The 14213-nt window shown below is 54.8% G+C and carries 10 protein-coding genes; 6 read left to right on the plus strand and 4 right to left on the minus strand.

The genetic code is table 11. The features are described 5' to 3' along the window. The first annotated feature begins 48 nt into the window (after window positions 1-48). Complete coding sequence (sbcB, locus tag WG891_RS04650) at window positions 49-1476, plus strand: exodeoxyribonuclease I (protein ID WP_337261707.1); 1428 nt, start codon at window positions 49-51, stop codon at window positions 1474-1476. Between the two features lie 95 nt (window positions 1477-1571). Here sbcB and WG891_RS04655 read toward each other — a convergent pair whose 3' ends face one another. Both WG891_RS04655 and WG891_RS04660 read right to left on the minus strand, forming a co-directional pair. Then, complete coding sequence (locus WG891_RS04655) at window positions 1572-2942, minus strand: APC family permease (RefSeq protein WP_156292605.1); 1371 nt, start codon at window positions 2940-2942, stop codon at window positions 1572-1574. 488 nt (window positions 2943-3430) lie between these two features. Continuing rightward, window positions 3431-4849, minus strand: a complete 1419-nt coding sequence (locus tag WG891_RS04660) for a glutamine synthetase family protein (RefSeq protein ID WP_337261708.1) — start codon at window positions 4847-4849, stop codon at window positions 3431-3433. 397 nt (window positions 4850-5246) lie between these two features. Between WG891_RS04660 and puuR the strand changes: the two genes are divergently transcribed. From puuR to WG891_RS04675, 3 genes are all read left to right on the plus strand, one after another. After that, entirely contained in the window at window positions 5247-5804 is a 558-nt protein-coding gene (gene puuR, locus WG891_RS04665; RefSeq protein WP_076941447.1) for an HTH-type transcriptional regulator PuuR, read from the plus strand. Between the two features lie 20 nt (window positions 5805-5824). Then, window positions 5825-7105 (plus strand): NAD(P)/FAD-dependent oxidoreductase, encoded by a 1281-nt coding sequence (locus tag WG891_RS04670; protein ID WP_337261709.1) that lies wholly within the window; start codon window positions 5825-5827, stop codon window positions 7103-7105. Window positions 7106-7335: 230 nt separating this feature from the next. Then, the gene (locus WG891_RS04675) at window positions 7336-9321 is read left to right on the plus strand and encodes a ligand-gated channel protein (RefSeq protein ID WP_337261710.1); all 1986 of its coding nucleotides are present in this window, start codon (window positions 7336-7338) and stop codon (window positions 9319-9321) included. A gap of 50 nt (window positions 9322-9371) precedes the next feature. On the opposite strand, the gene WG891_RS04680 is transcribed toward WG891_RS04675, so the two are convergent. Both WG891_RS04680 and yieE read right to left on the minus strand, forming a co-directional pair. Continuing rightward, entirely contained in the window at window positions 9372-10850 is a 1479-nt protein-coding gene (locus WG891_RS04680) for an amino acid permease (RefSeq protein WP_337261711.1), read from the minus strand. Between the two features lie 140 nt (window positions 10851-10990). Continuing rightward, window positions 10991-11869: a DNA-binding transcriptional regulator YeiE gene (gene yieE / locus WG891_RS04685; protein ID WP_076941511.1), complete on the minus strand. Its 879-nt coding sequence runs from the start codon at window positions 11867-11869 to the stop codon at window positions 10991-10993. A 254-nt stretch (window positions 11870-12123) separates the two neighbouring features. Between yieE and WG891_RS04690 the strand changes: the two genes are divergently transcribed. Next, the gene (locus WG891_RS04690) at window positions 12124-13200 is read left to right on the plus strand and encodes a YeiH family putative sulfate export transporter (protein WP_337261712.1); all 1077 of its coding nucleotides are present in this window, start codon (window positions 12124-12126) and stop codon (window positions 13198-13200) included. Window positions 13201-13306: 106 nt separating this feature from the next. After that, complete coding sequence (gene nfo, locus WG891_RS04695) at window positions 13307-14146, plus strand: deoxyribonuclease IV (protein ID WP_337261713.1); 840 nt, start codon at window positions 13307-13309, stop codon at window positions 14144-14146. Window positions 14147-14213 lie beyond the last annotated feature (67 nt).

Raw genomic sequence — 14213 nt, forward strand, 5'->3', positions numbered from 1 at the left:
ACCGTTACAATAGGAGCATATTCCCTACGCCAATGAAGAGATGCGATTTTGAGCAACAAGGCACCGGCCACATTTTATATCCACGACTACGAAACCTTCGGTAAAAGCCCGTCCATGGATCGTCCGGCGCAATTTGCTGGCGTGCGCACCGACATGGATTTCAATATCATCGAAGAGCCGCTGGTTGTTTATTGCGCTCCGGCTGATGATTACCTGCCCGATCCTGAAGCGGTGATGATCACCGGTATCACACCGCAACACGCCCTGGCCAAAGGAGTGAACGAGGCTGAGTTTGCCCGGCAGATCCACGAAGCGTTCAGCGTGCCCGGTACCTGTATTCTCGGCTACAACAATATTCGCTTTGATGATGAAGTCAGCCGTAACATCTTCTATCGCAGTTTCTATGATCCCTACGCCTACAGCTGGCAAAACGGCAATTCACGCTGGGACCTGCTCGACGTGATGCGTGCCTGCTATGCCCTGCGCCCAGGCGGCATCAACTGGCCAGAGAATGAAGACGGTTTTCCCAGCTTCCGCCTTGAACATCTGACGCGCGCCAACGGCATAGAACACGAAAATGCACACGATGCCATGGCCGACGTTTACGCTACCATTGCCATGGCCAAATTGGTCAAACAGGCGCAGCCGCGGCTGTTCGATTATCTGTTGCAGCACCGTAATAAGCACAAACTGAACGCGCTGATCGACATTGCCGAAATGACTCCGCTAGTGCACGTTTCCGGCATGTTTGGTGCCGCGCGCGGCAACACCAGTTGGGTTGCGCCGCTGGCTTGGCACCCTGAGAACAAAAACGCGGTGATCATGTGTGATTTGGCCGGTGATATCACGCCATTGCTGGAGCTCTGCGCCGACGAACTGCGCGAACGCCTCTATACTCGCCGCGATCGGCTGGCCGCCGCTCAAACCCCCGTGCCAATCAAACTGGTGCATATCAACAAGTGCCCAGTGCTAGCACCCGCCAAGACGCTGCTGCCGGAAAATGCCGATCGTTTGGGGATTGATCGCCAAGCCTGCCTGCAAAACCTGCAAGTACTGCGCCAGCACCCGGAAGTACGGGAAAAAGTAGTGACGCTGTTTGCCGAAGCGGAACCTTTCACGCCGCTTGATGATGTGGATGCCAAACTGTATGACGGCTTTTTCAGTGATGCTGACCGGGCGGCCATGAAGATTATCCAGCAAACCAACCCGCAGAATCTGCCGGCGTTGGATTTAACCTTTAACGATGGCCGGGTGAAGGAGTTGCTGTTCCGCTACCGTGCACGTAATTACCCCAAAACGCTGGATGACGCCGAACAGCGCCGCTGGTTGCAACATCGCCAGAGCGTGCTCAACGCAGAGCGGGTGCAAAACTACCTACTACAGTTGGAAGCGTTGTATAACCTGCATGAAGGGGATCAGGAGAAAATGGCCCTGCTGAAAGCGTTGTTCGACTACGGCAAGCAGTTGGTAGGGTAAGGCCTGAGCTTCTTCTTTTGAAAAAACTCAGGGCGAGGGGCATATGTTAATCAAGCCCCTCACCCAGCCCTCTCCCAAAAGGAGAGGGGGAAACATTAAGCTACGTCTTCACTCGCCTGTGGTACTGGCAAGCGGAAACTGCGAGTGACAAACGCCAGATACAGCAGGCCAATCGCCGCCCAGACCAGGCCCAACGTCATTGAGCTGGACTCCAGGTTAATCCACAGAGCACCGACGGTCAGCGCACCCAACACCGGCAGAACCAGATAGTTGATCTTATCTTTCAAGGTACGGTTCAACTTGTCACGGATGTAAAACTGCGAAATCACCGACAGGTTAACAAAGGTAAAGGCCACCAACGCACCAAAGTTGATCAACGCAGTCGCGGTCACCAGATCGAACGACACGGCAGACAGCGCAATCGCTCCCACCAGCAGCACGTTCAGCGCTGGCGTACGCCATTTCGGATGTACATAGCCGAAGAAACGCTCTGGGAACACCCCGTCACGCCCCATCACATACATCAGGCGCGATACCCCAGCATGTGAAGCCATACCGGAAGCCAGTACCGTGACGCAAGAGATCACCAGGATCACCGACTGGAAGAACTTGCCAGCGACGTACAGCATGATTTCAGGCTGTGAGGCATCAGGATCTTTGAAACGCGAGATGTCCGGGAAGTACAGCTGTACAAAGTAAGACACCACGATGAAGATAATGCCGCCGATCAACGCCGTCAGGAAGATGGCTTTCGGGATCACATTCTCTGCATCTTTGGTTTCTTCCGACAGCGAACTGATGCCATCGAAGCCGAGGAATGAGAAGCACAAGATGGTCGCACCGGTAATCATCGGCACCACGTGGGCATTATCAGACCAGAACGGACGGCTGCTGGCCAGCGTGCCGGCCCCTTCGCCATTAGAAATCCCGTGGATCACCAGGCCCAGGAACACGATCATAATCGCTACCTGCACCACCACGATAATCGAGTTCAGGTTGGCAACCAGCTTGATACCGCGCAGGTTGAAAGCCGTCATCAACGCTACCAGCACCGCAACGAAGATCCATGAAGGCACGCCCGGGAAGATCGCTTCCAGGTAAATTTTTGCCAGCAGGATGTTGATCATCGGCATGAACAGGTAGTCCAGCAACGATGACCAGCCCACCATAAAGCCAACGTGCGGGCTGATGGCTTTCTGGGCATAGGTGTAAGCAGACCCCGCAGACGGGAATTTGCGCACCAGTTTGCCGTAACTCAGCGCGGTAAACAGGATCGCCAGCAGTGCAAAGGCGTAAGCGGTTGCGACATGACCATCGGTCAGGCCGGAGACGATGCCAAAGGTATCAAAGATAGTCATAGGCTGCAGATACGCCAAGCCCATCATGACTACCGGAACCAAAGTGAGGGTTTTGCGCAGTTGAGCGCGCTGGCCGGCTGGTGCGGCGCTGATGATGTTATCGGACATCGCGCAGCCCCCCCTTACCTTCTGCCTTGCGGATAAGAGACACGCCAAGACTTAAGGTTGCGGGGAAACTTCGCAACGTGCGACTGAATTCTAAAAGGGGGATGAGGGAAGCTGGATAGCGAGTCGATACTGCCTTGACTGCTCCATAATCGCTGCGGCCGCAGCGGAAACCGGCGGGCACCGGTGCTAAAGTGAAAAATTGCCCCATCTTTCTTATCCTCATGAGTCACGACCATAAAGTTTTGGTTGATCGCGACGAACCTGTTTATCTATCCGGCTCGATGTCCGGCCTCGCTTGGTGTGTGAAATTCACAGTTTGTATAACGTAAAATGCAAAAAAATAACCGACGCGTTAAAACGTCGGCTATCTTCATGGGGATATTTTGCCCTAGAAAACCCCTGGAAGACAAGCTCCAGAAACCTTCTTATACAAATTCTTTTGCTGATTGAACGGAAAACCCGCTTATCGACCAAGACTGAATGCCGACTCAGGCATTTTTCAACATCCAATCGATCTCGGTTTCGGTCACCAGTCGCTCAAACTGCATCAGTTCATCCATCTTGCAGGCGTGATAAACACGTGAGAAACGCTCCCCCAGATACTGGGTCAGTTCATGCTGATGTTCAAATTCGTACAACGCATCGCTCTGACGGATCGGGAAGGGCACGCCTTCCTGTTCAAGGCCATTACCCGTTACCGGTTCAGGCAGCGGCAGCTCGGTATCCAGCCCATAGAGGATCCCCGCCAGGATCGCGGCCACCACCAGGTAGGGATTGGCATCCGCCCCGGCAACCCGGTACTCCACACGGTGGTTATCCACATCGCTGCAGGGAATACGTAGCGCTACGGTACGATTGTTATGCCCCCAGGAAGCCTGGACCGGCACATACATGCCAGGCTGGAAACGGCGGAACGCATTGACATTAGGCGCCAGCAACGCCATAGAAGCTGGCATCAGGGTGATCATCCCGGCCAAGGCACGCTTCAGCAGCGCCGAATCCGCGCCATCGGCTTCGGCAAACAGGTTTTTACCCGCGTTGTCTACCATGCTGATATGCACGTGCATCCCGCTACCGGCATAATCCTCATAGGGTTTAGCCATAAAGGTGGCGTGCATATGGTGGTTTTCTGCCACCTGCCGCACCAGGCGCTTCAACGCCAGCGCATGATCGCAGGCCTGCAACACATTGTCGGTATGATTCAGATTCACTTCGAACTGGCCTGGTGACGCTTCCGCTACCGCACCATCGGCCGGTAAACCCTGCATCTGTGCCAACGTATCAATGTCGTTCAGCACGCCGGCAAAGTGGTTGAGATTGTCCAGTGAATAAACTTGGCTCTGCACGTTGCGCTCTTGCGTTCCTGGTGAGCACGGCGGCTGCAGGTAGCCTTCTGAATCTCGCTGTCGATCGATGAGATAAAACTCCAACTCTACCGCTACCACTGGGAATAACCCACGCTGGCGCAACGCCTGCCATATTCGGTTCAGGACGTTACGGGGTTCAACGTCAAAGGGAGTACCATCTTCATCCAGCATAGTCAGCAATACCTGGCCGATATGCTCGGGATCTGCAGCTGAAGGCGTTAAGGTTCCCGGCACCGGAATGCAAACCCGGTCAGGCTCCCCCAGCTCCTGGCCCAAACCGGCCTCTTCCACCACGTTGCCCAGAATATCCATAGCAAACACCGAGGCAGGGAAGTAGCAGCCTTTTTCTATTTTTTTCAGCCCGGAGATGGGGATACGTTTACCGCGGAAGGAACCATTTAAATCATTGAGCAAGATATCGATATACTGTGTGGCAGGATGGCGTTCCAAATAGTGAGTCACCTCCCGTTGGAACGCGCTACTTCGCCTTTCTTCATTATGCTGTGCAAAATTTTCAACTGCTGCGCTATTGGTTTGCATACATCACCCGCCGTTGTGCTTTTGGGAATGCCTTCGCATTCACTTGCCGATTGGTTCAACACATGGTCTGAATTCTCTGAAAAGTGAGCTGGAGATTGGTGCTCGAAATAACACCCATGGAATTAAACATGGCCTTAACAAAAAAGCTTTGCAAATGCTACAATCGCGTTTGATTATTCACCACGGGCTGCTAATTTGATAAAATATTGACCGAAAAGGCGTTGTCTGTCGTTTTCGTGTACATTATTTTTTCCGCCAGTACGGCGATAAATGTGGGCAATATATTTTCCAATAACGCCCCAACTACCGATATCATGTGGTGTCGATATCACTCAGACAGGTACCCGGTTCCGGGTGTTACCTCTGCTTGTCGTCCCTATCAGAAGGAACTACCGCTATGAGCGAAGTCAGCTTGGCACCAGGCAAGCGCCTGTCGCAGATCCGCCAACATTTGGGTCTGTCGCAGCGCAGGGTCGCCGAACTGTCCGGATTAACCCACAGTGCCATCAGCACCATTGAGCAGGACAAAGTCAGCCCTGCCATCAGTACGTTACAGAAGTTGCTCAAGGTCTATGGATTATCACTGTCTGAATTCTTTGCCGAACCCGAACGGCCAGATGAACCCAAAGTGGTGATTGAACCGGAGGATCTGATCGAAATCGGCAGCCAAGGCGTATCAATGAAGCTGGTGCATAACGGCAACCCGACGCGCAGCCTGGCCATGATGCTGGAAACCTACCAGCCCGGCACCACCACCGGGGAGAAGATCAAACACCAGGGAGAAGAGATCGGTACCCTGCTGGAAGGGGAAATCATGCTGACGGTCAACGGCCAGAGCTACCTGCTGACGGCTGGGCAGAGCTATGCCATCAATACCGGCCTGCCCCACAGTTTCAGCAATACGTCAACGCGCGTCTGCCGCATCATCAGCGCGCATACCCCCACCACCTTCTGACACTGCCAGACGGAGGAACCATGTCGGAACATGTTGCCAGCTATTATGCCGCCCATGCCAATCCACATGAGCCTTATCCGTCACTGAAAGAGGCCATCCGCTGCGATGTTTGCGTGGTTGGCGGCGGTTTTTCTGGCCTGTCCTCCGCATTGCATCTGGTGGAGGCCGGTTATGACGTGGTCGTGCTTGAAGCGGCGCGTATTGGCTGGGGAGCCAGCGGGCGCAACGGGGGACAGGCGCTCAACTCTTACAGCCGCGACATCGATACGATCGAAGCGCGTTACGGCGCGGATACCGCCCGCATGCTCGGCAGCATGATGTTCGAAGGCGCAGAAATTATCCGCCACCGAATCGATCAATACGCCATCGCCTGTGATTATCGTCCTGGTGCGATCGCCGCGGCCCTCACCAACAAGCAGTTCAACGCGCTTCGGGAAAAAGAGAAACTGTGGCAACGCTATGGTCATCAACAGCTTGAGTTACTCGACAGGCAGGCTATCCGGCGCGAAATCGCCAGCGAGCGTTATGTCGGCGGGCTGCTGGATCGTAGCAGTGGGCATCTGCATCCTCTCAATCTGGCCCTCGGCGAAGCGGATGCGATACGGCGCCACGGCGGACGCGTGTTTGAGCACTCTGTGGTCACCCATATCGCCTATGGTGAACCGGCACGGGTGCAGACCGCGCAGGGGTCAGTCAGCGCCAGCTTTGTCATCATCGCGGGTAATGCCTATTTGGGGGATAAGCTGGAGCCGCGCCTCAGCCGCCTGAGCATGCCCTGTGGTTCACAAATCATCACCACTGCGCCACTGTCGGCCGATATGGCACTTGCGCTGTTGCCGGGTAATCATTGCGTCGAAGATTGCAATTACCTGCTGGATTACTTTCGGCTGACGGCGGATAACCGCTTATTGTATGGCGGCGGAGTGACGTATGGCGCACGGGATCCGGCCGATATCGATGCCGAAATCCTGCCCAAGATGCTGAAAACCTTCCCGCAGCTAAAAAATGTGCGCATCGATTACCGCTGGAGCGGTAATTTCCTGCTGACGCTGTCACGAATGCCGCAATTCGGACGGCTGGAAAACAATGTTTACTATCTGCAGGGGGACAGCGGCCACGGCGTCACCTTGACACATCTGGCCGGTAAACTGATCGCCGAAGCGCTGCGCGGTGATGCTGAACGTTTCGATGCCTTCGCCAAGCTGCCACATCTGCCATTTTTTGGTGGCCGCCATTTGCGGGTGCCCTTCACTGCCCTGGGTGCCACCTACTATGCCTTGCGCGATCGGCTGGGGTTCTGAGCACTGCCCTGGCCTGCACCAACACTGATATTGCCTCTTTCCCCTGCCATCACATAATATCCCTTATTTATACATGCAAATGATATGGATTATCATTTGCATTTACATTCTTATTAATTTCCTTACAATAGCCCGAAGCCTCACCCTCAGAGCGGAAAAACGCCGCGGTGCGAGCTACCTCTTATTTTAAATCAATCAATTAATAACCTCGGGCCAGGAATCTTTATCCCATGGAAAAGCTAAGCCATAACAAACTGACCGCAATAATCCTCGCTTCCCTCGCCAGCAGCAGCGTCCTGGCAGAATCACAGGACACCATGGTCGTGACCGCCTCCGGTTTCCAGCAAAGGATCCAGGATTCAGCGGCATCTATTTCCGTCATCTCGCGCCAACAGCTTGAAACCAGGGCTTATCGTGATGTGACCGATGCGCTGAAAGACGTTCCCGGCGTGGTGGTGACCGGCGGTGCCAGCAACAGCGATATCAGCATCCGCGGTATGTCCTCCAAGTACACGCTGATCCTGGTTGACGGCAAACGCGTTGATACCCGCGGTACGCGCCCGAACAGCGACAATGCCGGTATCGAACAAGGTTGGCTGCCACCGCTGCAGACGATTGAGCGCATCGAAGTGGTGCGTGGGCCGATGTCTTCACTCTACGGCTCCGATGCCATGGGCGGCGTTATCAACATCATCACGCGTAAAACCTCCACCACTCAGGCGTGGACGGGCTCCTTGCATGGCGATACCACCTTCCAGGAGGACCGTCATTCCGGTGATATTTTCCAGACCAACGCTTTTGCCTCCGGCCCATTGATCGACGGCCTGCTGGGGTTACGGGTCAACGGCCTGCTTTCACGGCGCGCTGAAGACCAGATTATCAACGGCTATAACGAGCAGCGGATGCGCAGCGGTACGGCGGTGTTCAGCCTGACTCCGGATGAGAAAAACGGCGTTGACGTTGAGATTGGCCGCTCATTGCAGGATCGCAACAGCACGCCGGGCGTGTCGATGGCAGCAGAAAACTGCCGCAACGGCAAATGCACGCCGAACAGTGCCAGCAACAGCCGCTACGAGCGCACACATTATTCGATCACCCACAGCGGCTATTACGATTTCGGTAGCAGCAACAGCTATATTCAACGCGAAGAGACCAACAACCCAGGCCGCGAAATGAAGCTGAACAACACCATCTTCAATACGCAAACGCAGTTCGATCTCGGCGATCACCTGCTAAGCCTGGGTGGACAGTATCGCTATGAAGATCTGCATGATGAAGGCAACCAACTCGCCGCCGCTGACGGCCTGAACAAGCTGACGCGTTGGAGTTGGGCGCTGTTTGCCGAAAACGAGTGGTCCATGACCAACGATTTTACCCTGACCAGCGGTGTCCGCATGGATCAGGATCAGAACTATGGCAACCACTGGACGCCGCGCCTGTACGGCGTGTGGCATCTGGCAGAACAGTGGACGCTGAAAGGCGGCGTGTCTGCCGGTTATCGCTCACCTGATCTGCGCCAGTCTTCCGCCAACTGGGGGCAGATCACCGGTGGTGGCCGCACCTCAATCATCATTGGCAACCCCGATCTGAAGCCGGAAAAGAGCCTGAGCCAAGAGATCGGCCTGCTGTGGGACAGCCAGCAAGGGATGAATGCCGGTGTCACCCTGTTTAACACCGACTTCAAAGACAAAATCACCGAGGTTCGTCGCTGTGACAGCGGCAACGGTTCACCAGAATGCTTCATCGGTAACACTGCCTATTACTTTATCAGCGATCGCATCAATGTGGATGAAGCCAATATGCGCGGTGTTGAAGCCACTCTGGGCTGGGAGATCACGAAAGATTGGGAACTGACGACCAACTACACCTTTACTCAGTCAGAACAGAAAAGCGGAGACCAGAAAGGAAAGCCGCTGAACCAGATGCCGAAACATATGCTCAATACCACGCTGGATTGGCAGGCAACGCGGGACGTCAGCCTGTGGTCACGCCTCAACTTCCGCAGCAGAACCTCTGAATACCTGAGCCGCACCTCCATGGCCATGGGTACGCCGTCTTACACCTTTGTTGATACCGGCTTGAGCTACCAGGCCAACAAACATCTGACGGTGAGCGGTGGGGTATACAATATTTTCGACAAGACCGTCGATTACGATCATTACAACACCGTTCTGGATGGCCGCCGTTATACCGTTGGCATGACCTACAGCTTCTGATAACAGGAAACGCGGCGGTATGACTCCGCCGCGTTGAAAAGGCTAAACGCTTACTTCGCATCCCACTTCGGGAATTCCATTTCGCTGTACTTCACCACGCGGGTGCCACGCGTCAGCTTGTAACCGAACCAGATGATCAAGAACAGCGGAATACCAATGTAAGTTGCGGTCACGCCGTACCAGTCAATTTTGTCTTCCAGGAACGCCTGATAGTTCTGCCCCAGCGTGATAATCAAGCACAGAACAAAGGCAAAGATCGGCCCCAGCGGGAAGAAACCGGAACGGTACGGCAGATCGTTAATATCCAGCCCCTGCATCACGTAGCCACGGCGGAAACGATAGTGACTGATGGCAATCCCCAGCCAGGCGATAAAGCCGGTCATCCCCGAGGTATTCAGCAACCACAGATAAACTGACTGATTGCCAAACATCGAGCTGAGGAAGCACAGCCCTGCCACCACGGTGGTCGCATACAGCGCGTTACGCGGAACGCCGCCTTTCGACAGCTTGGCGAAAATACGCGGCGCTTTGCCTTCCGACGCCAGCGTAAACAGCATACGCGTTGAGGCATACATCCCAGAGTTACCGGCAGACAGTACCGCCGTCAGGATCACCGCATTCATGACCGCCGCCGCAGACAGCAGGCCAGCATGCTGGAATACCAAGGTAAACGGGCTGACGCTGATGTCTTTAACATCGTTACGCAGCAGGTTCGGGTCGGTATAAGGAATAATCAGGCTGATAATCAGAATCGCGAAGATATAGAACAGCAGAATACGCCAGAACACCTGACGCACCGCACGCGGGATGTTCTTGCCCGGATCCTCGGATTCACCGGCCGCGATACCGATCAGCTCTGTCCCCTGGAAAGAGAAACCAACAATCATCGCTACCCCGATCATCGCCGAGAAACCACCGGCAAACGGCGCATCGCCGATAGTCCAGTTTTGCCAGCCTGCGTTTTCACCGCCCTTCAAGATACCGAAAATCATCAGCATGCCGAGGCCGATAAAGATAATCACCGTGGTCACTTTGACCAGCGAGAACCAGTATTCCGCTTCACCGAAGCCTTTGACCGAGATGTAGTTCAGCAAGAACATCAGGCTGAGGAACAGCGCGCTCCAGATCCAGCCGGGCGTGTCGGGGAACCAGTAGTTCATTACCAGCTGTGCTGCTACCAGATCAACGGCAATGGTCACCGCCCAGTTGTACCAGTAGTTCCAACCCAGTGCAAAACCGAAGCCTTCCTCAACGTATTTGGCACCGTAGGTCGAGAACGAACCGGAAACCGGCATAAACGCAGCCAGTTCGCCCAGGCTGGTCATGAGGAAGTAAACCATCAGACCGATCAGTGCGTAGGAAAGGAGTGCGCCGCCGGGGCCAGCCTGCGAAACTGTCGCGCCAGAGGCGACAAACAGGCCGGTACCAATAGAACCGCCGATGGCAATCATGGTTAAATGCCGCGCTTTCAGTTCGCGGCGTAATCCGGGTGCTTGCTGCCCCGCTGTTTTTATATCCTGCTGAGCCATTCTTACCCTATCTGCTCGTCAAAAAATGAGGGCGGATTGTAACAAATACCCGTCTGTACACTAGTGACATTGCGCTGATATAAGATAGCTTCATAATCCAACAGCAATTATTAGCAACAGAGCTAATCGCCATGGCTGCTTCAAACCTCCGCGGGCAGAACGCAGTAACTCAAAAAGCGTTGCAGAGCATTGGAAATATGCTTCTGGCGGTGATGGATCAGATATAGCGTCCGAATCAACGGCGGCAACGGGATTTTCAACTCCACCAGCACGCCACTTGTCAGCTGTTCCTCGATCACCCGGCGAGACAGGCAACTGATGCCAATGCCATGGCGTACCGCGTGCTTAATCGCCTCGGAGTTGCCCAACTCCATCACCAGTTGGAAGTTTGGCAAATGCGCCAGCAGCAGATGATCCAGCACTTCTCGCGTACCAGAACCGCGCTCACGCAGGATCCACGGCGCACTCGCCAGCGCGGCCATGGTCAATGGCTGGCGCGCCAAAGGATTATCGGGGGCGGCAAATACCACCAACTCATCCTCCAGCCACGGCTGGGTTACCAATTCAGGCATATGACAGGGCCCTTCAATCAGGCCGAGATCGACGCGGAAATCCGCCACGGCAACAATCACGTCCTGGCTGTTACCCACGTTCAGCTCCAGCGGCGTGGCGGGGAAATCCTTACGGTAACGGGCGATCATCGCTGGCAGCATATAGTTGCCAATGGTACTGCTGGCCGCGATGCGTAGCGCACCGTTATCGTGGAGAAATAACTGTTCTATTTCCCCGGCCTGTTCCAACAGTGCCAGCGCTTTCGGATACAGCAAACGGCCGTGCTCGTTGATAACCAATCGTTTGCCTACCCGATCAAATAACAGCACATTCAGTTGCCCTTCCAGATCCGCCAGCGCCGCGCTGACCGCTGACTGTGACAAGGCCAATACCACCGAGGCCTGCGTCGTCGAGCCACTTTTCAGCACTTCGGTAAAGACTTCCAGTTGACGCAAGGTGATATGCATAGGGGTCTCGGTATAAAAAGCCTTCACGGACAGCATATGCCGAGAAAGCCTGTGAAATTAAAACAAAAGCCTGTGAATACGCGGTAATAAAACCGACGGTCATACCAGTAAGATTATCATGTTTACAGAATTCGGCCTGGTACCTGTGATGCATCGACCACTTATTCAGATAGATTATAAGCATATAATCAATTTCTCTTTTAGGTCACCAACTTTTACTCTAGTTGGCAAGAAATTCAGAAGAGGATTGAACCATGGCGAGCGATACCGTCCACACATACCCCGAGCAGCGTTTCCCACTGTTGGGGCTACCACGGCTGATACCCGGCTTACTGTTAACCGGCGCGTTAACCGCACTGGCGATCTGGGCCAGCAGTATCCCCTGGGTTGCTGGCTTGGGGTTAGGTGCACTAACGCTGGCGATCCTGTTTGGTATTCTGGTCGGCAATACGCTGTACCCCTGGTTACAGCCCCAGTGCCACACCGGCGTTCAGCTTGCCAAGCAACGCCTGCTGCGCTTAGGGATTATCCTTTACGGTTTTCGTTTGACCTTTCAGCAAATTGCCGATGTCGGGGCCAGCGGTATCATCATCGATGCCCTCACCTTGACCAGCACCTTCCTGCTGGCCTGTTGGCTAGGTAAAAAAGTTTTCGGCCTCGACAGCCAGACCACCATGCTGATCGGCGCAGGCAGCAGTATCTGCGGCGCGGCGGCGGTGATGGCCACCGAACCGGTTCTGAAGGCGGATTCCAGCAAAGTCGCGGTGGCCGTCTCTACCGTGGTGGTGTTCGGCACCCTGGCGATCTTCGCCTACCCTTGGCTATATCACCTGAATGAGCATTTCCAGTGGATGCCGTTTACCCAGGAAACCTTCGGCATCTATACCGGCTCAACGATTCATGAAGTGGCTCAGGTGGTAGCAGCCGGCCATGCCATTGGCCCAGATGCCGAAAACGCGGCGGTGATCGCCAAAATGATCCGCGTCATGATGCTGGCCCCGTTCCTGCTGCTGTTATCCGGCTATATCAGCCGCGGTACTGCGGGTAACAAAAGCGAGAAATCGGCCATTACCATCCCCTGGTTTGCCGTGCTGTTCATTGCCGTTGCCGGGCTGAACTCGTTCAACCTGCTCCCTGCGGCACTGGTTCAGCACTTGATTACCGCCGACACCTGGATGCTGGCGATGGCCATGGCGGCACTGGGCCTGACCACCCACATCAGCGCAGTACGCCAGGCAGGGATGAAACCGATTCTGCTGGCGACGTTGCTGTTTATCTGGCTGGTTATCGGCGGTGGCGCGATTAACCAACTGGTTCAGACCCTGCTGTAAATCCCCTCCCCTCGGGCCCGCGCTTACGGGCCCGCTTCTTTTGCCCCACCATTCAATCCTGTGTGTATCAATGCCATAATGATGGCGATAACACAGGAGAATGAAAATGAAGTTTGTCGGTGCACATGTCAGCGCTTCAGGCGGCGTGGATCAAGCGGTGATCCGCGCACATGAATTAGAGGCGACCGCATTCGCCCTGTTCACCAAAAATCAGCGTCAATGGAAAGCGGCCCCGCTGCCTGCCGACGTGATCGATAAGTTTAAACGTGCCTGCGCACAATACGGTTTCGGCCCAGGGCAGATCCTGCCTCACGACAGCTACCTGATCAATCTTGGTCACCCGGTAGAAGATGCGCTGGAAAAATCCCGCGAGGCGTTTCTCGATGAAATGCAGCGCTGTGAGCAACTGGGGCTGACGCTGCTGAACTTCCACCCGGGCAGCCACTTGATGCAGATTGATGAGGATAAATGCCTGGCGCGGATCGCCGAATCGATCAACATGGTGCTGGATCAAACCCAGGGCGTGACGGCGGTGATCGAGAACACCGCCGGCCAGGGCAGCAATCTGGGGTTCAAATTTGAGCATTTGGCGGCCATCATCGACGGCGTGGAAGACAAAAGCCGCGTTGGCGTGTGCATCGATACCTGCCACACCTTCGCCGCCGGTTATGATTTGCGCACGGAAGAGGACTGCGAAAAGACGTTCCAAGAGTTGGGGAACGTGGTGGGCTTCAATTACCTGCGTGGCATGCATCTTAATGATGCCAAAAGCGAGTTTGGCAGCCGCGTTGACCGCCACCATAGCCTCGGTGAAGGCAATATCGGCAAGACGGTGTTCAGCTACATCATGCGCGATGCGCGCTTTGATAACATCCCGCTGATTCTGGAAACGGTGAACCCCGATATCTGGGCAGAAGAAATCGCCTGGCTGAAAGCGCAGCAGTGAGCTTCTTCCCATAATGCAAAAACCGGAACCTGAGCGCTAACATTGGTCGGGGAGGCGCAAAGCGGCA

It is taken from the genome of Serratia sp. MMO-28 (assembly GCF_037199905.1).
GTDB lineage: Bacteria > Pseudomonadota > Gammaproteobacteria > Enterobacterales > Enterobacteriaceae > Chania > Chania oryzae.